This window comes from Chitinophaga sp. YR573, from assembly GCF_900110995.1.
Taxonomy (GTDB): Bacteria; Bacteroidota; Bacteroidia; order Chitinophagales; family Chitinophagaceae; genus Chitinophaga.
Genome location: NZ_FOJF01000001.1, coordinates 3,823,219 through 3,847,701 on the forward strand (window position 1 = coordinate 3,823,219; position 24,483 = coordinate 3,847,701).

Here is a 24,483-nt window from a genome sequence, read left to right on the forward strand (position 1 = left end):
CATGCGTAATTTAATCAAGATGAAAATACCTTTTTTATTAGCTGCTCTTTTTATCATGCAGCAGGCACAGGCTCAATATCCAAAGATTCCTAAAGATGTACAGGAAGTAAGTGATAAACTCCTTGACAGCGCTAAAAAACATGCTGATGAGGCATGGCAGAAAGCATTACCTATTGTTCAGAAAGAAGCAAAGAATGGCAAACCTTACATTCCCTTTGCTGCCCGTCCTACGGACCTTCCACAGGCAGATATCCTGGCTTTCCCGGGAGCAGAAGGCGGCGGTGCTTACACCTTCGGTGGCCGTGGTGGTAAAATATATGTGATTACCAGTCTGGAGGATAGCGGTCCGGGTACGTTAAGAGAGGCTTGCGAAGCTGGTGGTGCACGTACCATCGTCTTTAACGTAGCTGGTATCATCCATCTGAAAACGCCTGTCATGTTGCGGGCGCCATATGTAACTATCGCAGGGCAGACTGCTCCCGGTAGTGGTATCTGTATTGCCGGTGAGAGTTTCTGGATAGACACACACGACGTTGTTATCCGCTATTTACGCTTCCGCAGGGGAGAAACCAATGTTGGTCGCAGAGATGATGCGCTGGGTGGAAATCCTATCGGTAACCTGATTATAGACCATTGCTCCGCCAGCTGGGGACTGGATGAAAACATCTCTCTCTACAGGCATATGTATAACCCCGGAGAAGGTTATCCTGAAGAGAAATTACCTACTGTAAATATCACTGTACAGAACTGTATTTCTTCAGAAGCGCTGGATACTTACAACCATGCTTTTGGTAGTACGATGGGTGGTGAGAACTGTTCTTTTATCCGTAACCTCTGGGCTTGTAATGCTGGTCGTAATCCTTCTGTAGGATGGTTCAGTGTATTCAATTTTGTGAATAATGTAGTGTTTAACTGGAAGCACCGTACAGTGGATGGTGGTGATTACCGTTCTCAGTTCAATATCATCAATAATTATTTCAAACCTGGTCCTGTTACACCTGTGGATGATCCTGTAGGGCATCGTTTACTGAAACCGGAATCTGGCCGTAGTAAATTGAAATATCAGCAGTTTGGAAGGGTGTATGCCAGTGGAAATATTATGGAAGGAAATGACAAGGTGACTAAAGATAACTGGGATGGTGGTATACAGGTAGAAGACTTGCCGGATGCTGGTCAGTATAAAGAGGATATGCGTGCAGATAAGCCAATGCCAATGCCTCATTTCACTATTATGTCTGCTAAAGATGCGTATCAGTATGTATTGGATAATGCAGGCGCTACTTTACCGGTAAGAGATCCGGTGGATACGCGTGTGGTAGAACAGGTGAGAACAGGTAAAATTCTTTATAAGGATAATACATCTTCTAAGATCGGACATGAATATATCACCCGCCGTTTAGGAGAAGATTCTTATAAACAAGGGATTATTTATGATATCAGTCAGGTTGGTGGTTACCCGGAATATAAAGGCAAACCATATAAAGATACTGATGGAGATGGTATGCCGGATGATTGGGAAACCCGTCATAACTTAAATCCTAAAGATGCTTCTGATGCAAATAAGATAGGTAACGGAGATGGATATACCAATATTGAAAATTTTCTGAATGATATTAAACCTGAGAAGAAAAGTTATACCGTTGTGGTAACTGAACGTGCAGATAAAATAGTTGCTGCATTAGATATTAAAAATGCGGGTCAGTCTGCTACTGTAAGAGATATTATTGCGCAGCAATATATTGATATCAATAATACGGAGAAGGATACGGCAGCTTTGCATCAGTTGCATGTACGTTATCTTTCTAAATTATCATCTGTATTAACTACAGAGCAGGTAACGAAAGTAAAAGACGGAATGACTTACGGCATCTTACCTACTACTTATCATGCTTACCTGGAAATGCTGCCTCAGCTGACACCTCAGCAGCAACAGCAGATTATGGCATGGCTGGTAGAAGCAAGGGAATATGCGATGGATGCAGGTACTTCTGAGAAGAAGCATGCCTGGTTTGGTAAATACAAAGGCAGGATAAATAATTATTTATCTGCTAATGGTATAGATATGAAAAAGGCGGAAGCCGACTGGAAGAAACGACAGAATGAAAAATAACTTACTTTTTATATTATTTGCCTGCTTATCTGCTAGTGTTGATGCACAAAAGAAGCCTGCCCTGCCTGTAATGGTGGGGCAGGATAGTCATTTAATATATACGCCTGATTCACTAGCTAACCGGATACCCGATTTCTCTTATTGCGGATATATGGGTGGGGATAAACCTATTCCTGATGTACCGGTACGTGTACGGGTCCCTCTTGTTAAAGGGGATGCTACGGCGCGGATACAGGCTGCATTGGATTATGTAGCGGGGTTGCCTTCCCGGGGTGCAGTATTGCTGGATCCTGGTACATACGAAGTATCCGGTTCTTTGCATATTAATGCTTCGGGAGTAGTACTCAGAGGTAATAATACTTTGTTGCTGGCAACGGGTACAAGTAGAGAAACACTGATCACTATTGAAGGACAGGATAATAGGACATTCTCTCCGGCAATAAAGATCATTGATCCCTATGTACCTGTAAATGCCCGCAAGATCAGGGTAGCGACACAAATGCATACAGGAGATAATATCCGCATTACACGCCCCTGTACAAAAGGCTGGATAGAATTATTAGGTACAGAACATTTCGGTGGAGGGATTACTTCCTTAGGCTGGAAGCCTGGAGAAAGAGAGATTCACTGGGATAGAAAGATTACGGCTATCGCCGGAGATACAATAACATTAGATGCGCCTCTCACAACAGCACTGGATACTACTTATGGTGGCGGATATATACAGGTATATCAGTGGCCGGGTTGTATCTCTCAGTCAGGAGTAGAGAATTTACGTTGCAGCTCTGTATTTCATACGGGTAACATAAAAGATGAAGACCATCGCTGGATGGCCATCACTATTGAAAATACAACAGATGCCTGGGTAAGACAGGTAAGCTTTGAACATTTCGCCGGATCAGCAGTAGCTGTATTGGAAACTGCCCGGCGAATAACAGTTGAAGATTGTATTTCTCTGGCGCCTATTTCTGAGATTGGTGGGCAAAGGAGAAATACTTTCTTTACTTCCGGACAACAAACACTCTTCCAGCGCAACTACGCTGAATACGGCTATCATGATTTTGCTACCGGCTTTTGTGTTGCTGGCCCTAATGCCTTTGTACAATGTGAATCTTACCTCCCCTTCAGTTATAGCGGAGCTATTGACAGCTGGGCTTCCGGTTTGTTAATGGATATCGTACAGGTAGATGGGCAGGCATTAGGATTCCCTAACCGCGGACAGGATGGCCAGGGAGCAGGATGGAGTGCTGCTAACAGCATGTTATGGCAATGCGCTGCGGCAAGGATAGATTGTTACCGTCCGCCAGGAGCTAATAACTGGGCCTTTGGCTCCTGGGCGCAATTTGCAGGAGACGGGTACTGGGAGAGTTCCAATGAATACGTCCAGCCCCGCAGTCTCTACTACGCTCAGTTATTTGACCGCACAGGAGATCAGACAAGAGCGCAGTTATTACCGGTAACATCAGAAGCATCCAGTAGCCCTACCGTAGAGCAAACGGCTGCACTGATTAAACAATCAGAGCAACCTGCATTGACTTTACACGACTGGATTCTACAGGCAGGGAAAAGGAATCCCATTCCTGTTGATGGAACAGGCGCTATTACTATCGCATACAAGGAGCCTGCTGTTAATAAGCAGACAAATCCCCTGCAGATTTCCAACGGCTGGTTAGTTCGTAATGGCGCAGTCATCACCGGTGAACGCAGAGACGTTTCCTGGTGGAGAGGCAGCCCTAAACCTTACGACCTTAAAGGCGCTGGGCCGCACATCACCCGTTTTGTACCAGGGCGCACCGGCACAGGTCTCACAGATAACCTGGATACTGTCACTAACCAGATGGTACGCAAGCATATCGCTGCTATAGAACATAACTACGGCTTATGGTATGATCGCCGTCGCGATGATCATGAACGTGTGATGCGCATAGACGGAGATGTATGGCCTCCATTTTATGAACTCCCTTTTGCACGTAGTGGCAAAGGAACTGCCTGGGATGGGCTCAGCAAATACGATCTTACAAAATATAACCGCTGGTACTGGGATCGTTTAAAAGCATTCGCCACACTGGCGGATAAGAAAGGACTGATCCTCATCCACCAGCAATATTTCCAGCACAACATCATAGAAGCCGGAGCGCATTATGCAGATTTCCCCTGGCGGCCAGCTAATAATATCAATGCAACAGGCTTCCCTGAACCACCTCCCTACGCAGGTGGTAAACGCATTTTTATGGCAGAGCAGTTCTATGATACTACAAACGCAGTAAGGCGTAATCTGCACAAGGCTTACATCCGTCAGTGCCTGAACAACTTCGATGGTACCAGCAGTGTCATTCAGTTATTAGGCGCGGAGTTCACCGGGCCATTGCACTTCGTGCAATTCTGGACAGACGAAATAGCTGCCTGGAAAAGAGAAACCGGCAAGCCGGCTATCATCGGACTAAGTACTACCAAAGATGTGCAGGATGCTATTTTGGAAGATAAAACGCGTTTGTCTGCTATAGACCTGATCGATATCCGCTACTGGTATTACCAGCAGAATGGAACTGCCTACGCACCACAGGGTGGACAGAATCTGGCCCCTCGCCAGCATGCAAGGTTGTTAAAGCCAAAGAAAACCAGTGCGGAGCAGGTTTACCGGGCTGTAAGAGAGTATCGCAGTAAATACCCTGGCAAGGCAGTACTGTATTCCGCAGATGGATATGATGCCTTTGGCTGGGCAGTATTTATGGCAGGTGGTTCACTGGCCAATATCCCTGTTATTCAGGCAGATGGATTTTTATCAGCAGCAGCCTCTATGCAACCGGCAGATAATACAGACGGCCAGTTAACATTAAGCAATAGCAATAACGAATACATCGTATACAGCACATCTGCCATCCACTTAGATCTGAAAGGATCTTACAAAGCCTGCTGGATAGATCCCAAAGACGGCCATGTATTAAAAACAGAAAAAAACATAAAGACGTTGAAAAGCCCCGTAGAAGATACGGTAGTACTATGGCTAACCCGGATGTAATAAACAAGATCTATATGCTGAACAGAATACTCACTATCCTCCTGTTATTTTTCTCAATAAATACTTACAGTCAGCATAAACTGCCTGAATTACGCGTTTCTAAAAACCACAGATACCTGCAAACAAAAGACGGTGAACCTTTCTTCTGGCTTGGAGATACCGGCTGGTTGTTGTTTACAAAACTCAATAACGAACAAACCGATCTATACTTCTCTGATCGTCAGCAAAAAGGATTTAACGTAATACAGGTAATGATATTACCTTCTCTGGCAGCAACAAACGCCCATGGAGACAGCGCTTTAATCAACAAAAACGTGGCACACCCTAAACTCTCAGGATATTGGGACCATGTAGATTCTGTAATAGATAAAGCTGCTGCAAAGGGCTTATACATGGCATTAGTACCTATATGGGGAAACAATGTGAAAGATGGATTGGTAAGTATATCAGAAGCCAGGACATTCAGTACTTTCCTCGCCAAAAGATATGCAGATAAACCTAACATCATCTGGTTAAACGGCGGAGATACTAAAGGGAACGATTCAACAAATACATGGAACGTAATCGGTAATACCCTGCGTGAGCAAGACCCTCATCATCTGATTACCTTCCATCCCCGTGGCCGCCAGCAATCCTCAGAGTGGTTCCATAATGAATCCTGGTTGGACTTTAACATGTTCCAGTCAGGCCATCAGAGTTATTCCCAGGATACTACAGGCAAAGCGTACGGAGAAGACAACTGGAAATATGTAACAGCAGATTATCAGCGTACACCGGCAAAACCTGTTATAGACGGAGAACCATCTTATGAAGCTATGCCACATGGCTTACATGATCCCCGCACTACCCGCTGGACAGCCGATGATGTGCGCAGATACGCCTACTGGGCCGTGTTTGCAGGCGCTTTCGGCCATACTTACGGGCATAATGCTGTGATGCAGTTCCATCGCCCTCAGGATGGCGGTGCATATGGTGTAAAGGAATACTGGACAGATGCTATCAATGCAACCGGCGCTGTACAGATGGGGTATCTTAAAAAACTCATGCTCTCACATGCTTATTTTGACAGAGTTCCTGATCAGTCAATCATAGCAGGTGAAACAGGAGATAAATACCAGCGGTTAATTGCTACAAGAGGGAAAGACTATGCTTTTATCTATACATATAACGGTCGGAATATCTCTGTAAACATGGGCCACACAAAAGGGAAAAATGTAAGAGCCAGTTGGTATAGTCCAAAAGACGGAAGTACAAAAGAGATAGGTATATATCCTAACAGAGGTGTGATGGTATTCGATCCTCCTGGTGATATACAGGAAGGAAATGACTGGGTACTAATAATAGATAAGATCTGATGTATGAAAAAACATTTACTGTACATCCTCTTATTATTCTCCTGCCGGCCGGCAAAGGAAGTATACATGTTCTCTTCCTTCAGAGAGCCCGCCACAGACGGGCTTCACCTGTTATACAGCTACGACGGTATCAAATGGACAGATCTCAAAGGAGTAATACTGAAACCAGAAAACAGTATCCTCAGAGATCCATCCATCGTAAAAGGCCCGGACAACAGCTACCATTTAGTATGGACAAACAGCTGGAAAGGTAACACAGGATTCGGCTATGCCGAATCAAAAGACCTCATCCACTGGTCAAAACAAAAAACGATCAACATCATGGAAGATGAACCGACCACCGTAAACATATGGGCGCCGGAAATCTTTTATGATGAAGAAGAACAACAATATATCATCATCTGGGCATCTACTATCCCACAGCGATTCCCAAAAGGAATAGAAGCAGAAGATAACAATCACCGGATGTATTATACCACCACAAAAGACTTTATAACCTTCTCTAAAGAAAAACTATTCTACGATCCCGGTTTCAGCATAATAGACGCCGTCATCGTAAAAATGGAGAAAGATAAATACGCCCTTGTATTAAAAGATAATACAAGACCGGAAAGAGATTTGAAAATAGCTTTTGCCACCAAACCCACAGGCCCTTACACGAACTGCTCCGTAGCTATCACAGGGCATCTTACAGAAGGTCCGGCAACGGTAAAAATCGGTAATGAATGGATCATTTATTACGATAACTATGGAGAGAAAAAATACAACGCATTAAAAACAAAAGATTTTAAACAGTTCACAACACAGGAAATAGTTATCCCGTCCGGACATAAACATGGAACCATTTTTAAAACATCCGGTAAAAACCTACATAAACTAATGCTATGGTTAAAAGAACAACCATCCTCCTAACCCTATCCTGTTTCACTGCCTATGCACAGGATACAATGAAGGTCCGCGCCCTCAATGAAACCGTTGTAATCGGTTATGGCGTAGTGAAAAAGAGAGACCTCACAGGCGCTGTTTATTCCGTTAAACCTGATGTCATCATGCAAACACCCACGCATAACCCGCTGGAAGCATTGCAGGGAAGAGTGCCAGGTGTGGATATCACACGAAAATCCGGTAGCCCTGGTGACGGTGCAGATATACTGATCCGCGGAACAAGGTCAATTAGTGGCAGCAACACACCGCTGTACATTATAGACGGTATGCAGGGTAGTAATCCCAGCGATTTGAACCCTGGTGATATCGCTTCCATAGAAATCCTGAAAGATGCTTCCGCTACTGCTATCTATGGCTCTCAGGGGGCTAATGGAGTAGTAATCGTTACCACTAAGAAAGGAACAGAAGGCAAAACGAAAGTCTCCTATAACGGCTACTATGGTATCAATGGATTTACACAATATCCAAAACCAAGACTAGGAGAAGATTATCTGAAGCTGAGAAGAGAAGCTTACCGGGCATCCTTAAACCCCGGAGATCCTATGCCTGATGATGCCACCATATTTGCCAATGCAGGAGAATATGATGCTATTCAGAAAGGACAATGGGTAAACTGGGTTGACCTGCTCACCAACAATGGTATAGAACAGCAACACAGTATATCAGTAAGTGGTGGAACAGAAAAAACAAAGGCTTACTTCTCCGGAGGGTATTTCAAAGAAGAAGGTGTACTGAAGAATAATGACATGACAAGATATACCGTAAGATTAAGCATTGATCAGAAAATCAATAACAGGATCAAAGCAGGTATCCAGAGTCAGCTGAATTATTACAGATACAATAAACGGAAAGATGTTTTTCCCGTAGCACTTGCCACTACACCATTAGGTGTTCCTTATGATGCCAATGGTAATATCAATCTATATCCTGTAGCAGGTAATACTACCACTATCAGCCCGTTAACGGATGATCGCGGAGACTATATTGCCAAAGATCAGCTCATCGCTAACATCACTACACTCAATGGATATGCGGAAATAAAACTGGCAGAAGGATGGACATTCCGTTCTAACCTGGGAGCTACACTTACTTTTCAACGGGAGGGAGTGTATTATGATGGTACCTCTCTGCAACAAAAAGATGTGCGTACCTCTTTATCCAATATCACCAACAAGAATAACAGGTTTTACAACTGGGATAATATCATGACTTACACCCGGCAGCTACAGGATCATTCATTCACTGTTATGCTGCTAACAAGTTATACGCACAAAGATTATGATGATTCATATGCAGGTGGATATAACCAGGCACTGGCATCCCAGTTGTTCTATAACCTGGGAGCAACAGATGTAACCAGCAGGGTAATAACATCTTCGTACATAGGTTCAAAATCTATGTCTTATGCTGCAAGGGTGAACTATAACTACAAGGGAAAATATTTATTAACCCTCTCGGAACGTATAGACGGAGCTTCGAGATTAGCTGCCGGACATAAGTACGCTGGTTTCCCGTCAGTAGCTGCAGGATGGCGTATCACAGATGCTGTGAAGCTAAGGGCCAGTTACGGTATAGCCGGTAATTCCGGGATCGATGAATATGGAACACAAACAGGGGTATCTGCTTATCCCAATATGTCATTCGGAAATGTGGCAGCACCGGGGTATGTCTTCAATGAGCTCGTTGGTAACAAGGACCTGGGATGGGAGTTGTCTGCTACTACCAATGCAGGATTGGATCTTGATTTCTTTAAGGGCAGACTAAGCGCTACCATTGATGTATACAATACAAAAACAACAGATCTCTTACAGATAAGAACATTACCACAATCCTCCGGTGTTGTGAAAGTATACCAGAATATAGGAGCTACCAATAACAGAGGGATTGAGATCGCATTAAACACGGTGAATGTTCAGCAGAATGATTTCAAATGGACATCAACGCTTACATTCACCAGCAACCGTGAAAAGATTACTTCACTGATTGATGGAAAGGATGTTATTGCTGCCAGTGCTCCTGAAACGAACTCTTTATTATTAAATCATCCTGTGAAATCCTTTTATACTTACAAAAAACAGGGTATCTGGCAAACCTCAGAAGCTGCTACTGCTGCACAGTACACCTTCGGTGGTACACCGTTTAAACCCGGAGATATAAAACTACAGGACAAAAACGGGGATTTTAAAATTACCGGAGATGGTGACAGGATGTACCTGGGTGCTGCCGTTCCCCGCTGGACAGCCGGGTTTCAAAACAATTTCAGCTATCGGGCTTTAGACCTTGGCATCTTCATCTTTGCCCGCTGGGGACAAATGTTGAATGCACAGTTCTTAGGGAGATATAATCCTTCCGGAGAAGGAGGTGGGCCTGCCATGATCAATTACTGGACACCTGAAAATCCTACCAACGATTTTCCCCGTCCTTTAAAAGGAGCTGGTATCACTAAATATGCCGGTTATGAGGCGCTTAATTTTATAGATGGATCTTATTTTAAGATTAAGAACATTACACTTGGGTATACCTTACCGGCAAGATTGGCAGAACGTTTAACGATACAACGTTTACGGTTATATGCTACTGGGTCTAATATCTTCACTAAAGCCCGTAATCACCTGGTAAAGTATTATGATCCTGAAAGAGGTGGAGCGGAATCTACTCCGCTGAGCCGTCAGTTTGTATTTGGTGTAAACGTGGATTTTTAAACCGGTATGTTATGAAAAAGATATGTCTGATAATTTTACTTTTCTCCTGTAATATAGATGAATACAATCCTTCCGGAGCAACTGCAGATGCAGTGTGGTCAAACCCTCAGGGATTTCTTACACTGGTAAATTCTGCTTATGCAGAACAACGTTACTGGTATGGAAAAGAAGATGGGATATTTATGTCGGAAGCAGGGACCGACCTTTGGTTCAATTCCAATAAGGATAATTATGCGATTGAACTTACCCGTTATGAGAACTTCACACCTTCCACAGCTAATTATAATAAAAACGTGTGGAGGTCTTTGTATAAAGCTATCAACCTTTGCAATGCGGGTATTAACAGGATCAGTCAGGCCGGGTTCACAGATAGTGTACAACGTAACAACAGGGAAGGGGAATTACGCTTCCTCCGGGCCTTTTATTACTGGCATGTAGTGGAAACATATGGTGGTGTGATGTTGCTGACACAGGAATCGTCCGGAGTGGTATTGACAGCCACAAGAAGCCCTGTAAAGGCTTTCTATCAGTTAATGGTGGAAGATCTCACGCTGGCAGTGAAATACTTACCTGTTAGTTATGGCGCTGAATATAGTCGTGCTACGAAGAAGTCTGCGCTGGGGCTATTAGCCCGTGTATATCTCTCCGGTGCTTATTATTATACTGGTGCAGAAGCGCAGGCATGGTTTAAAAAAGCACAGGAAACTGCTGATGAGATGATTAACAAGAAAGCAGAATTTGGCGTAGACCTTTGGGCTGATTATGCGGATCTCTGGAAACCTCAGAATAATAAACAAAACAAAGAGGCTTTGTATACCATCAGTAATTCTACTAATACTTCATTGAATTATGATGGTAATGCGAATCGTTTGCACCTTTGGTTTCTGACTACTTATAGTTCCAAACCCGGTATGCAGATAAGCATGGAATATGGAAGGGATAACAACCGGAGATTTATGCCTACCCGTGCTTTGCTGGATTTTTATGATGAGAGTAAAGATCGTCGTTACGCAGGTGCTTTCCAGGAAGTATGGATTTGTAACAAGGCTTATACCTGGACGGCAGCAGATGTGGCTACTTATAAAAAAGATCCTTCTATAGTCGGGAAACAGATGATACCGGGAAAGGATACGGCATTATATGTTACCAAGCAAAGTATAGCAGATAAGGCTACACGTCCTTATTTAGTAATAGACAGGGATAGTACTTATCGTGCGAATGGTTCCATCTATGGGGCAAATGATTATGTGCAACTGAAGAAATACATGGACCCTATTACCCGTGCTACTGCAAATTCCTATCCCGGTTACCTGGATATCCTGGTTATTCGCCTGGCAGAGATGTACCTGATAGCAGCGGAAGCGGCTTTTCAGCAGCAGAATAATAGTGCAGCGGCTGCGTATATCAATGTATTAAGAACAAGGGCTGCCATCAAAACACCTGTAGATCATACTACAGATATGCAGATTACAGCAAATGATATCAATCTGGATTTTATACTGGATGAAAGAGCGCGTGAACTGGCAGGAGAACATCTGCGTTGGTTTGATCTGAAACGCACCGGTAAACTGATAGACAGGATTCATCAATATAATTTAGATATCACACAGGTGCAACCTTTTCATATGCTGCGGCCGGTGCCGCAGGTAGAACTGGATGCATTAACTAATGGTCAGCAATTCGGACAAAATGAAGGGTATAATTAGTTTATTCTTATTACTGGCAACATCTGCTGCTGCACAGGTACATTATACCGGTAATACGCTGGTAAACGTAGATTATCATCATGGACAATTACGTCCTGTTGTGGGTGTGCGTAATATACAGGTAATGCGGGCCGATAGAAATATTAACCATGGCTGGACTTACAACCATGCGCCCATGCTGGCATACTGGCGTAACAGGTTCTATCTTGAATACCTGAGTGATGAGATAGGAGAGAGCGTACCACCGGGGCAAACATTATTACTTACTTCTCCGGATGGTGTTACCTGGTCTTCGCCTGATGTCATTTTCCCTCCTTATAAAATTCCCGACGGACCTGTAAAAGATGGCATCGCACATAATCTGTATGCAGTAATGCACCAGCGTATGGGATTCTATGTATCCGGGAGTAATCATCTGCTGGCATTGGGTTATTATGGTATTTGTCTGAATGCAAAAGATGATCCGAATGATGGGAAAGGTATTGGTCGTGTAGTAAGAGAGATCTTACCTGACGGTAAATATGGCCCCATTTATTTTATACACTATAACAAGGCATGGAATATAAGTAATACATCTTATCCTTTTTATACCAGCAGTAAGAATAAAGAATTTGTAGCTGCCTGTAATGAGTTGTTATCCACACCGCTGATGATGATGCAGTGGAATGAAGAATCTGACAGAGATGATCCTTTGATCCCTTTACAAAAACAATACAAGGCTTTTTGTTATTATCATTTGCCTGATGGTAAGGTGGTAGGATTATGGAAGAATGCACTAACAGGCACAAGTAATGATGAAGGGAAAACATGGTCTGCTGTTGGACGGGCTCCCGGTTTTGTAAATAGTAATGCAAAGATATGGGGACAGAGAACTTCGGATGGACGTTACGCTACGGTATATAACCCTTCTGAATACAGGTGGCCGCTGGCATTGTCTGTAAGTAATAACGGGCTTGAATATACCAACTTATTACTGGTGAATGGGGAAGTGCCACCTATGCGTTATGGTGGAAATTATAAGTCTTACGGGCCGCAATATGTAAGAGGTATAGAAGAAGGTAATGGTATACCAAAAGGCGGCAATCTATGGGTTACTTATAGTATGAACAAGGAAGATATATGGGTGGCCATGATACCGGTGCCTATAAAAGATGAGGGGGATGAATGGAATACTTATAGTCCGCTTTTAGCCCCTGTAACTATCACATCTGATAAAATTACGTTGGAAGATAAAGACCCATATGATTATGCCAAAGCTGAAAGGATCATACCCGCTGCTAAAAAGTTGGAGGTAGCGTTTACTATCACTCCTCAACAGGATAATCAGGGTCAGTTACAGATAGAATTACAGGATGGGAAAGGCTCTCCTGGCCTCAGACTTATTTTTGATGCAGATAGTATATTAAAAGCAAAAGCCGGGGCCAGGTATAAAAACTTCTTCCATTATAAAGCAGATAGTACTTATGCTATCCGTATTACATTAAACACATTCACCCGTTTTTACAATATTAATATAAACGGGAAAGAGATACTTACCAGTCTTCTCTATGCCCCTTTGGAAGCCGTAGAAAGAGTGGTGTTCAGAACAGGTGAGACAAGACATTTCCCGGATGCAGATACACCTGCAGATCAGACGTATGATCTGCCGAAGGCAGATGTGCAAAAGGCTGTGTATTATATCCGTTCTTTTAAAACTGCTGCTTTATGATGAGATACCTTCTTTTATTATTATTTGTGAGCAGCCCGGTATCTGTTAATCATCTCCGTTGTGAGATGTTAACAAACCCCGAAGGTATTGATGTTCTTACGCCCCGTCTTAGCTGGGAGATAAATGGTGCTGGTAATAATATTAAACAAACAGCTTACCAGGTCATTGTTGCATCTTCTATAGAAAAGTTAAACGAAGGTGATCTGTGGAATTCCGGGAAAGTATCATCTGATCAGTCTATTCATATTACCTATGCCGGGAAGCCGTTGAAAAGCGGTACTGATTGTTACTGGAAAGTAAAGGTCTGGACTACGGCAGGTGTCAGCGACTGGAGTACCCCTACACATTGGAGTATGGGTCTGTTTAACTGGCAGGCACATTGGATAGGATTGGACAGCGCTTTTGCATGGGATAGCGCTCAGAGTAAATTCTCGCGCTTATCAGCACGTTACTGCCGTAAATCATTTGATGTAAAATCTGATATTAAAAAGGCAACTGTGTACATGGCCGGTGTAGGCCATTATGAATTATATATCAATGGGAAACAACAGCGTAATGTAGTATTAGCGCAAGCGCCTACAGATTACTCTAAAAATATTTTATACAATACATATGATGTAACGAACATTATTAAACGAGGAGAAAATGTGATTGGTACTATATTGGGTAACGGACGTTTCTTCACTATGCGACAGGCATACAAGCCTTATAAGATCAAAACATTTGGTTATCCTAAGTTATTACTCCAACTGAATATCGAATATACTAACGGTGAGAAAAAAAGTATCGTCACGGATGACTCCTGGAAGATAACAGCCGATGGTCCTATCCGAACAAATAATGAATACGATGGAGAGGAATATGATGCAACGAAAGAAATGCCGGGATGGGATAATATTGCTTTTAATGATGAGCATTGGTTAAAAGCTGCACTCGTACAAGCTCCTGGCGGACGTTTAGAAGCACAGATGAATGAGCCGGTAAAAGTAATGGAGAAGATAAAGGCTGTCTCTATCCGTGCTGTTACTCCCGGTGTGTATATCATGGATATGGGGCAGAATATGGTGGGATGGTTGCGTATGAAAGTGACCGGACAACGTGGACAACAGGTTACTTTGCGCTACGCAGAAACCTTACAATCCAATGGTACATTATATACGGATAATCTGCGCGATGCTAAGGTAACGGACAGATATACCTTAAAAGGTGGTGGAAAAGAAATATGGGCACCTTCTTTTGTATATCATGGTTTTCGTTATGTAGAAATTACCGGCTGTACACCTGCATTGGATGATTTCGTAGGAGAGGTTGTATATGATAATCTTACAACGACTGGTCAGTTTGAAACATCAGATCCTACTTTAAACCAGATTTATAAAAATGCTTACTGGGGGATAAGAGGAAATTACAAAGGCATGCCTATAGACTGTCCTCAACGTAATGAACGTATGCCATGGCTGGGTGACAGGGCTACGGGTGCTTATGGAGAAAGTTTTCTTTTTGATAACGTAAAGCTGTATGCTAAGTGGCTGGATGATATTGAATATGCTCAAACAGCGGAAGGGGCTATTCCTGATGTAGCGCCTGCTTATTGGAATTATTACTCGGATAATATGACCTGGCCGGGGAGTTATTTATTAATCGCAAATACTTTGTATGAGCAGTTTGGGGATGTTGAGTCTATCCGTAAGCATTACCCTTCTATGAAAAAATGGATGGAATATATGCGGGGTAAATATCTTGTCAATAATATCATGACGAAAGATAAATATGGCGACTGGTGTGTTCCTCCTGAATCTAAGGAGTTGATTCATGCAAAAGATTCTTCCCGTATAACAAGTGGTACGCTCATCGCTACTGCTTATTACTATCATCTGCTTACTTTAATGCAGCATTTTGCGGGATTAGTGCATGAGGATAAAGATGCGAAGACATTTGCGGATTTATCCGTTAAAGTAAAAACTGCCTTTAATCAGCGGTTTTTGAATAACAAACATTATGATAACAATACTGTAACGGCTAATCTTCTGCCTTTGTCTTTTGATATGGTGCCTGCTGCTGATCGTAAAGAAATATTTGAGCAAATAGTACGCAAGTCTGAGGGGAATATCAGCACTGGTATGATAGGTACACAGTGGCTGATGCGTGGTCTTACTGGTAATGGCAGGCCCGATCTTGCTTATGAGATAGCTGCCAGCAGGGATTATCCCGGTTGGGGATATATGGTGGCAAACGGAGCTACTACTATCTGGGAATTATGGAATGGTAATACAGCTAATCCCAGTATGAACTCTCACAACCATGTGATGTTACTGGGGGATTTACTGGTATGGTATTATGAAAACCTGGCAGGGATTAAAAGTCATGATGCTTTTAAAGATATTATCATGAAACCTGTTCTTTTAAATGGACTGGATGAGGTAAATGCTTCGTTTCATTGTATGTATGGAGATATTCGTAGTCATTGGAAAAAGACGCCGGGTAGTTTTACATGGGATATTTCTATACCTGCAAATACAACTGCTACAATATATATCCCTGCTAAGTCTGTTAAGGATGTAAAAGGCCATGGGACTTTTTTGCGTATGGAACAAGAGAGGGCAGTTTATAAAGTAGGTTCCGGGAATTATAGATTTATCTCTGAGCAAGCGAAGAAAAAAGCAGTTATTACTGATGAATTTGTATTCGATAAGGCGCCTTTCCCGGAGAGCCATGCGGCCACTATTGCAGAAACACCGAAGGGGTTGATCACCGCCTGGTTTGGGGGAACAAAGGAGAGAAACCCGGATGTGGGGATATGGGTAAGCAGACAGGTAAATAATACCTGGACAATGCCTGTGGAAGTAGCCAATGGCATTGTTTCAGATAGTGTTCGATACGCCTGCTGGAACCCGGTATTATATCAGGTTCCCGGTGGAGACCTGTTGTTATTCTACAAAACAGGCCCTAATGTGGCAGGGTGGAAAGGCTGGATGAAAACATCTGCTGATGGAGGTATTAGCTGGTCAGCTCCGCAGGCCCTTCCGCAAGGCTTTTTAGGCCCTGTAAAGAACAAACCGGTATTACTGGATAGTACATTACTATGCCCTTCCAGCACAGAAGGAGGGGGCTGGAAAGTGCATTTTGAAGCTACAAAAGACAATGGCAAAACATGGAGTATGACAGGCCCCATTAACGATGGTAAAACCAGCAATGCTATCCAGCCCAGTATCCTTAGTTATGGCAATGGGAAATTGCAGATCCTTTGCAGAAGTAAAGAACGGGTAATAGAGCAATCCTGGTCTACAGATAACGGGCGTACCTGGTCCCCGATAACAGCTACTTCTTTGCCCAATAATAACTCTGGTACAGATGCAGTAACACTGTCAGACGGGCGTCAGCTATTGGTATACAACCATGTTAAAACTCCCGAAGGTGCATCCAAGGGAGCCAGAACTCCTTTGAATATAGCTATCTCTAAAGATGGGATTACCTGGTATGCGGCGCTGGTATTGGAGGATTCTCCCATAGGCCAGTACTCTTATCCTTCTGTGATACAGTCGGCTGATGGGTATGTGCATATTGTATATACCTGGCGCAGGCAGAAGATTAAATATGTGAAGATAGACCCGCGTCAGCTTACTTTAAAACTGATAAAAAACGAGCAATGGACAGACGTCAATTTATAGGCAGAGCAGTTATAGGTAGTGCAGGAGTGCTATTGCCAATGCAATTACTGGCAGGTGCATTGCCGAAGGCAGATAAAGAACCCCGTTACAGAATAGCCGTCTGCGACTGGATGATCCTGAAAAGACAGAAGCTGGGTGCATTCCAGTTAACTAAAGACATAGGTGCAGATGGAGTAGAAGTAGATATGGGAGGCTTGGGTAATAGACCAACTTTTGATAACAAACTAACGGATCCTGTTATCCGTCAGCAGTTTCTTGATAAATCCAAAGAGTTAAATATTGCTATCAGCTCTGTTGCAATGTCCGGTTTTTATGCGCAGTCATTTGCTGAAAGACCTGGTGTAGATACTATGATACAGGACTGTATCAATACCATGCTGCAATTAAACGTAAAAGTAGCCTTCCTGCCATTAGGTGTAGAAGGGGATCTGATAAAACATCCTGAGCTACGCCCTGCCATTATCACCCGTTTAAAAGCTGCTGGCCTGCAAGCTGCAAAAGCAGGAGTAGTCATCGGTATTGAAACAGCCTTATCAGCAGCAGCAGAAGTAAAGTTATTAGATGAGATCAACTCTCCTGCTATCAAAAGTTATTTCAACTTTTCCAATGCTATACAGGGAGGTAGAGATTTACAGGAAGAGTTAAGAACACTGGGTAAACACCGTATCTGTCAGATCCATTGTACAGATACAGATGGGGTGTGGTTACAGAACGACCCACATATCAATATGCACAAAGTAAAACATACGCTGGATAAAATGGGCTGGCGTGGCTGGTTGGTAATAGAACGTTCCCGCGATGCAAATGATGCAAAGAATGTGAAAGGAAACTTCAGCGCCAATGCAGCTTATCTGAAATCTATCTTCCAATAAACAATCCAGGTCTCTTTCTTCGTCATGAAAAAAATTATTTCCATAGCAGTAATCCTTCTTTGCACAACACAGCTTGTTGGGCAATCCTTAGATTCTCTCTTTCTCCATCCTCCGCCATCAGCCAGGCCATGGGTCTTTTGGTACTGGCTGAATGCTGCGGTATCCCGTGAAGGTATTAAAGCAGATTTACAGGCGATGAAAGACGCCGGTATAGGCGGTGCCTACCTGATGACCATCAAGGGGAAAACTGATCCACCTTTAATAGATCCGCCCATAGAACAACTGACTCCTCAATGGTGGGATATAGTGCATTATGCGATGAAGGAAGCAGATAGCCTGGGCCTACAAATAGGTATGCATGTAAGTGACGGTTTTGCACTGGCCGGAGGGCCCTGGATTACACCGGAGCTCTCCATGCAAAAAGTAGTATGGACGATATCTTCTCCAAAAGATACTTTGCCACAACCGGAAACAAATGAAGGATATTACAGGGATATTGCCGTGCTGGCATATCCTTCTCCGTTATATACAGATGCCACACCTGTAGTTACCAGTAGTAATGGGGATGCTCATTACCTTGCTGCTCCCGGGAACAAAGAAACATTCAAAAGCACAACACCCTGCTGGATACAATATGCATATGATAAACCTTTTACCTGCCGCTCTATTATCATCCATACAAACGGAAATAATTACCAGGCACATAGATTAGGAATAGCTATCAGTGATGATGGTATAAATTTCCGTCCTGCCGGGAAAATGGAATCCCCCCGTCATGGCTGGCAGGATACAGATGCAGATGTGACGTATTCAATCCCTGCCACTACTGCCCCTTATTTCCGTTTTCTATATGATAACGATGGTTCAGAACCAGGAGCAGAAGACCTTGATGCTGCTAAATGGAAACAGAGTTTGAAGGTTGCAGGTATCACGTTATCTCCTTTACCTCGTATTCATCAGTATGAAGGGAAAACAGGAGCAGTATGGCGTATTAGTCAGCCTGCTGCATTACCAGATTCATTATGTATCCCTCTGGATAAAATCATTGATATCACAGACAAGATGGATACCAACGGAGCTTTACACTGGAAAGCCCCTGCCGGTAACTGGACTGTTATCAGAATAGGTCATACTTCTACCGGCCATACTAACGCTACCGGTGGTGCAGGAAAAGGACTGGAATGCGATAAGTTTAACCCTGTTGCTGTAAGAACACAATTCGATCACTGGTACGGCGAAGCCTTGCGCAGATCTAATCCGGCATTGAAAATGTTCCATGTAGATAGCTGGGAATGCGGGAGTCAGAACTGGTCACCGGTATTCAGAGAGGCTTTTCATAAAAAACGCGGATATGATTTATTGAAATACCTGCCAGCGATGGCAGGCATCCCTGTGCAAAGTGCGGCAAAGTCAGAACAATTCCTTCATGACATACGGGAGACCATCACAGAACTGGTACAACAGAACTTCTACGATACACTGGCTGTTCTTGCTCATGCAAAAGGCAGCACCTTCAGCGCAGAAAGTGTAGCACCCACTATGACCAGCGACGGGATGCTCCACTACAGCGCCGTAGACATCCCCATGGGAGAGTTCTGGTTACGCAGTCCAACCCACGACAAACCCAATGATATGCTGGATGCGATCTCCGGCGCACATATCTATGGTAAAAAGATTATCCAGGCAGAAGCATTCACGTCATTACGTATCCAGTGGGATGAATATCCGGGCATGCTCAAAACCTTACAGGACAGGAACTATGCATTGGGCATCAACCGTATGGTATACCATGTATTCATGCATAACCCCTGGATGGACCGTCAACCCGGCATGACATTAAACGGTATTGGCCTTTATTTCCAAAGGGATCAGACATGGTGGAAGCCCGGTAGTGCCTGGGTAACCTATGCACAACGCTGCCAGGCTTTGTTACAGCAGGGCCGCCCTGTGGCAGATATAGCTGTATTTACAGGAACCGAGATTCCAAGACGTGCCGTACTGCCGGAGAAATTAGTACCAATATTACCAGGCATTTTCGGAGATAGCATTGTGAAGAAAGAGCAAACACGTTTGGCCAATAAAGGAACACCTGTAAGAGAAATACCTTCCGGCGTTACTTCCAGTGCAAATGTCAGCGATCCCGCAGATTGGGTAGATCCGCTGCATGGATATGCCTACGATTCTTTCAATCCTGATGCGTTGATGCGGTTAGCAACAGTGCGTAATGGACGTATAGAGTTACCGGGTGGGGCCTCTTATAAACTGTTGATAGTACCAGTTACTCCTTCACAGGAAATACGTAAACGTTTAGACCAACTTGTAAAAGAAGGGGCAACAGTATTAAGCAATGATAAAATCCCCTGGCAAAAATCTTCCTTTTCATCACTTGGACTATCTCCTGATATAGAAGTCCCATCAAACATAGCCTGGACTCATCGTACAGCCCCGGGTTTTGATCTTTACTTCATCTCCAACCAGGATAGCAGCGAACGTATCATCAACGCCTCTTTCCGTATTTCGGGCCGTATTCCGGAATTATGGAATCCCGTGAATGGAGAACAGCATACCGCCGGTAACTGGCATATCGTTAACGGACGTACTACATTGCCTTTGCAACTACCAGCCAATGGTTCCGTTTTTGTCATCTTCCGTAAACCAGCTACAGCAAAAGAAGCAAACGGTAAGAACTGGGAAACATTCACTACTGTACAGGAATTAAAAGGCCCCTGGAAAGTAGTTTTTAACAAAGACACTAGCACCTTCGAAAAACTAACCGACTGGAGCAAAAACCTATCTGACAGTATCAGATACTTCTCCGGTACAGCTAATTATACACAAACTTTCTCATGGCATGGCAAAACACAGGTACAACTATCTCTCGGTGAAGTAGCAAATCTCGCAGAGATAAAAGTAAACAACATCCCCTGCGGGATAGTATGGACAGCCCCATATAGTGTAGATATTACACACGCCTTAAAACAAGGAGAAAACAATATTGAAATAGCAGTTACGAATACCTGGGCCAATCACTTTAAAAAAACACTGCTAAAAGCAGGGCTACTCGGCCCGGTAGAACTAAAAACAAATCTCCCGGATAGCAATACCATGAAAGCTATCTACTCAAAAATAAAAACACCATATAAATACGGGTTAGTAATGACCCCATCAGACAACTCCAAAAAGATGGACTGTCCCAGTATCTTCAGAAAAGATGATAAATGGTACATGGTATACATCGTCTTCGACGGTAAAGGATATGAAACCTGGCTGGCAAAAAGCAACGATTTACTCCACTGGAAAACACTGGGTAAGATGATGTCATTCTCAGACAGTACCAACTGGGATGCCACACAAAAAGCAGGATACATCGCCTTACAGGATTATCAATGGGGAGGTAGTTACAAATGGAACGAATACAACGGACAACACTGGATGTCTTACATAGGAGGAGCGGAACATGGTTATGAACAGGGATTATTATCCATCGGTATCGCTCACACTAATAAAGACATTACCACTCCGCATGAATGGCAGCGCTTAGACAAGCCTGTATTGAAAGCTACAGATAAAGATGTAAGATGGTGGGAGAATAACACGATCTACAAAAGTTCTATCATCCATGATAAAGATAAAATCACCGGATATCCTTTTGTGATGTATTACAATGCGAAAGGAGACAGCCTCAAACCTAAAAGAGGAAAAGAACGCATAGGCATGGCCGTATCCAACGATATGGAACACTGGATAAGGTACGGTAAAGAACCTGTATTAGACCATTTTACCGGTATCACCGGAGACGCCGTTATCCAGAAAATAAACAACATATGGGTGATGTTCTACTTCGGTGCATTCTGGAAAAACAGGCCCAATGCTTTCAACCGTTTCGCCTGCTCATATGACTTGGTCCACTGGCAGGACTGGCAGGGAGAAGATCTCATTACCTCTTCAGAAAAGTATGATGAACGATTTGCTCACAAATCTTTTGTAATTTACTACAATGGAGTTGTATATCATTTTTACTGTGCCGTTAACAAAGCTGACCAGAGAGGGATTGCCGTAGCCACATCTAAAGACATGGGAAAAAGTAAAATTACATTCAGCAAGTTATGAGAATATTGATTATCTTTTTTTGTTGTATCATGAGTACTGCACACGCACAACGATATTTATTTGATGAAAACTGGCGGTTCTACCGCGGTGCTGCGCAGGGGGCAGAAGATATCAATTTCAATGACTCCGCATGGAGAACGGTCAACCTTCCCCACGACTGGAGCATAGAAGACCTTCCCGGTACTACTTCTCCATTTAACCCCGGTGCTTTGAACCAGGTAAGTGGTGGATTTACCACCGGTGGCACCGGCTGGTACCGCAAACATTTCAAAACAGAAGAAGGGAAAAATACTGTCATTCAGTTTGATGGTGTATACATGAATGCAGAAGTATGGGTGAATGGAAAAAAGCTCGGTAAACATCCCTATGGATATACATCTTTCTGGTATGATATCTCTGCCTATGTCCTTCCTTCTAAAGATAACGTAGTCGCCGTAAAAGTAAGAAATGAGGGAGAGAACAGCCGCTGGTACTCCGGTTCCGGGATTTACCGGCACGTATGGCTCCATTCATTAGACCCTGTACATTTCGATCAATGGGGCGTTAATATCACCACGCCAAAAATAACTGCCAGTAGTGCTACTATCAACATCCAAACCAAACTACAAACGAATTTCAGGCAGATAACAATGATCATTCGTATACTGGATGCAAATGGTAAAGAGGTAGCTATAAGACACGCTCCTGCCACAGCAAACACTACTCACGAAATGGAGATTAAAAACCCCGTCTTATGGTCTGTTACCTCTCCTGTACTATATACTGCAGAAATGACCGTCTTCGCTAATGGCCGTCCAACTGACAGCCTTACTACCACCTTCGGTATCCGTACTATCGCTTTTGATGCAGTAAAAGGTTTCCAGTTGAATGGGCAGTCATTAAAGCTAAAAGGAGGCTGTGTACACCATGATAATGGCCCGCTTGGTGCCAAGGCTTACGACAGGGCAGAAGAGCGCAAAGTGGAGCTTTTAAAGGCCAGTGGATATAATGCTGTCCGCTGCGCCCATAACCCGCCTTCTCCTGCCTTTCTGGACGCCTGTGACCGCCTGGGTATGTTAGTGATAGATGAAGCCTTCGATACCTGGCAGAATGGCAAGAACCCCGAAGATTATCACCTGTATTTTAAAGACTGGTGGCAGCGGGATATAGAAAGCATGGTATACAGGGATCGTAACCACCCTTCCATTATCATGTGGAGCATCGGCAATGAAATCCCTCACAGGGAGAAACCGGAAGTAGCTGCAATGGCAGTTACCCTACGTGATTTTATAAAAGGTATAGATACTACCCGTCCTGTTACCTGTGGCGTAAATGGGATTGCAGAGGATAAAGATCCTTTCCTTGCTGCCCTTGATATAGCCGGATATAATTATGCACCTGATAAATATGAAACAGATCATCAGCGTATGCCACAAAGGATTATAATGGCTACAGAATCTTTTCCGCTGGATGCTTATAAATACTGGAAAGCAGTGGAAGATCATCCCTGGGTAATAGGGGACTTTGTATGGACAGCCTTTGACTATATCGGTGAAGCCAGCATAGGTTGGCTGGGTTATATGCAGAAACAGAGTTTCTATCCCTGGAACCTTGCTTATTGCGGAGATATTGATATCTGCGGATGGAAACGCCCACAATCATATTTCAGAGATGCGCTCTGGAAAGAAAAACAGCTCTCTGTATTCGTACGCCCTCCTCAGCCTTCTTTCAAAACCAATCCTGATAAAATAGACTGGAGCCGTTGGGAATGGCAGGATGTTACTGATAACTGGAACTGGAAAGGGTATGAGAATAAACCACTGAAAGTAGTGGTGTATACTTCTGATAAGCAGGTGGAGTTATTTCTAAACGGACGGTCTTTAGGTAAAAAGAAAGTAGATAGCTGTACGGCTGAGTGGGAAGTTCCTTATGAAGCAGGTACTTTAAAAGCTGTTAGCAAGAATAATACAGCTACACTTACTACCGCTGCTGAACCAACACAAATAACTCTTACAGCAGATAAAACAACAACAAAGGACCTGTCTTACATCACTGTAAATCTTACAGATGCCAATGGCATCCGGAATCCTTTGGCAGAGAACCTGGTGAAGTTTGAGATAAGCGGTCCGGGTATTATTGCTGGTGTAGGCAATGCAAACCCACAAAGTCTTGAAAGCTACCAGTTGCCTCAACGCAAAGCATGGCAGGGGAGATGCCTGGTAATAATAAAGGTAGAGGGAAGTGGTCCTATTACCCTCACAGCTAAAACGGAAGGGTTACCCACAGCAATAATGACAATCAATAGGTAA

At 43.5% G+C, this 24,483-nt stretch carries 11 protein-coding genes; all 11 read left to right on the forward strand.

Features of this window, described 5'->3' with window-relative positions; all coding sequences use genetic code 11:
* The first annotated feature begins 1 nt into the window (after position 1).
* Genes BMW86_RS16185 through BMW86_RS16235 form a run of 11 tightly spaced genes read left to right on the forward strand, consistent with a single transcriptional unit; the run spans position 2 to position 24,483 of the window.
* Positions 2-2,110, forward strand: coding sequence for a DUF3826 domain-containing protein (locus BMW86_RS16185; RefSeq protein WP_089782767.1), 2,109 nt, complete (start codon positions 2-4; stop codon positions 2,108-2,110).
* On the forward strand, positions 2,100-5,129 hold the full coding sequence (locus BMW86_RS16190) for a DUF6298 domain-containing protein (protein WP_089782768.1): 3,030 nt from the start codon (positions 2,100-2,102) through the stop codon (positions 5,127-5,129). Before BMW86_RS16185 ends, BMW86_RS16190 begins: the two co-directional genes overlap by 11 nt.
* Positions 5,130-5,143: 14 nt before the next feature.
* A complete protein-coding gene (locus BMW86_RS16195) occupies positions 5,144-6,484 on the forward strand; it encodes a glycoside hydrolase family 140 protein (protein ID WP_089783698.1) in 1,341 nt (446 codons plus the stop codon).
* A 3-nt stretch (positions 6,485-6,487) separates the two neighbouring features.
* Positions 6,488-7,396, forward strand: coding sequence for a glycoside hydrolase family 43 protein (locus tag BMW86_RS16200; RefSeq protein ID WP_089782769.1), 909 nt, complete (start codon positions 6,488-6,490; stop codon positions 7,394-7,396).
* Entirely contained in the window at positions 7,369-10,131 is a 2,763-nt protein-coding gene (locus tag BMW86_RS16205; protein WP_089782770.1) for a SusC/RagA family TonB-linked outer membrane protein, read from the forward strand. The genes BMW86_RS16200 and BMW86_RS16205 overlap by 28 nt, the downstream gene beginning before the upstream one ends.
* A gap of 11 nt (positions 10,132-10,142) precedes the next feature.
* Positions 10,143-11,837, forward strand: a complete 1,695-nt coding sequence (locus BMW86_RS16210; RefSeq protein ID WP_089782771.1) for a RagB/SusD family nutrient uptake outer membrane protein — start codon at positions 10,143-10,145, stop codon at positions 11,835-11,837.
* Positions 11,821-13,545, forward strand: coding sequence for an exo-alpha-sialidase (locus BMW86_RS16215; protein WP_089783699.1), 1,725 nt, complete (start codon positions 11,821-11,823; stop codon positions 13,543-13,545). Before BMW86_RS16210 ends, BMW86_RS16215 begins: the two co-directional genes overlap by 17 nt.
* Positions 13,542-17,213, forward strand: coding sequence for a family 78 glycoside hydrolase catalytic domain (locus tag BMW86_RS16220; RefSeq protein ID WP_089782772.1), 3,672 nt, complete (start codon positions 13,542-13,544; stop codon positions 17,211-17,213). The genes BMW86_RS16215 and BMW86_RS16220 overlap by 4 nt, the downstream gene beginning before the upstream one ends.
* On the forward strand, positions 17,192-18,085 hold the full coding sequence (locus BMW86_RS16225; RefSeq protein WP_089782773.1) for a sugar phosphate isomerase/epimerase family protein: 894 nt from the start codon (positions 17,192-17,194) through the stop codon (positions 18,083-18,085). Before BMW86_RS16220 ends, BMW86_RS16225 begins: the two co-directional genes overlap by 22 nt.
* A gap of 24 nt (positions 18,086-18,109) precedes the next feature.
* Positions 18,110-22,195, forward strand: a complete 4,086-nt coding sequence (locus BMW86_RS16230; protein ID WP_089782774.1) for a glycosyl hydrolase — start codon at positions 18,110-18,112, stop codon at positions 22,193-22,195.
* 29 nt (positions 22,196-22,224) lie between these two features.
* A complete protein-coding gene (locus tag BMW86_RS16235) occupies positions 22,225-24,483 on the forward strand; it encodes a glycoside hydrolase family 2 TIM barrel-domain containing protein (protein WP_255372932.1) in 2,259 nt (752 codons plus the stop codon).

Excerpts from the sequence above, each read along its gene's own strand:
- BMW86_RS16185 (WP_089782767.1), top strand. The coding sequence starts at position 2 with ATGCGTAATTTAATCAAGATGAAAATACCTTTTTTATTAGCTGCTCTT.
- BMW86_RS16190 (WP_089782768.1), top strand. The coding sequence starts at position 2,100 with ATGAAAAATAACTTACTTTTTATATTATTTGCCTGCTTATCTGCTAGT.
- BMW86_RS16195 (WP_089783698.1), top strand. The coding sequence starts at position 5,144 with ATGCTGAACAGAATACTCACTATCCTCCTGTTATTTTTCTCAATAAAT.
- BMW86_RS16200 (WP_089782769.1), top strand. The coding sequence starts at position 6,488 with ATGAAAAAACATTTACTGTACATCCTCTTATTATTCTCCTGCCGGCCG.
- BMW86_RS16205 (WP_089782770.1), top strand. The coding sequence starts at position 7,369 with ATGGTTAAAAGAACAACCATCCTCCTAACCCTATCCTGTTTCACTGCC.
- BMW86_RS16210 (WP_089782771.1), top strand. The coding sequence starts at position 10,143 with ATGAAAAAGATATGTCTGATAATTTTACTTTTCTCCTGTAATATAGAT.
- BMW86_RS16215 (WP_089783699.1), top strand. The coding sequence starts at position 11,821 with ATGAAGGGTATAATTAGTTTATTCTTATTACTGGCAACATCTGCTGCT.
- BMW86_RS16220 (WP_089782772.1), top strand. The coding sequence starts at position 13,542 with ATGATGAGATACCTTCTTTTATTATTATTTGTGAGCAGCCCGGTATCT.
- BMW86_RS16225 (WP_089782773.1), top strand. The coding sequence starts at position 17,192 with ATGGACAGACGTCAATTTATAGGCAGAGCAGTTATAGGTAGTGCAGGA.
- BMW86_RS16230 (WP_089782774.1), top strand. The coding sequence starts at position 18,110 with ATGAAAAAAATTATTTCCATAGCAGTAATCCTTCTTTGCACAACACAG.
- BMW86_RS16235 (WP_255372932.1), top strand. The coding sequence starts at position 22,225 with ATGAGTACTGCACACGCACAACGATATTTATTTGATGAAAACTGGCGG.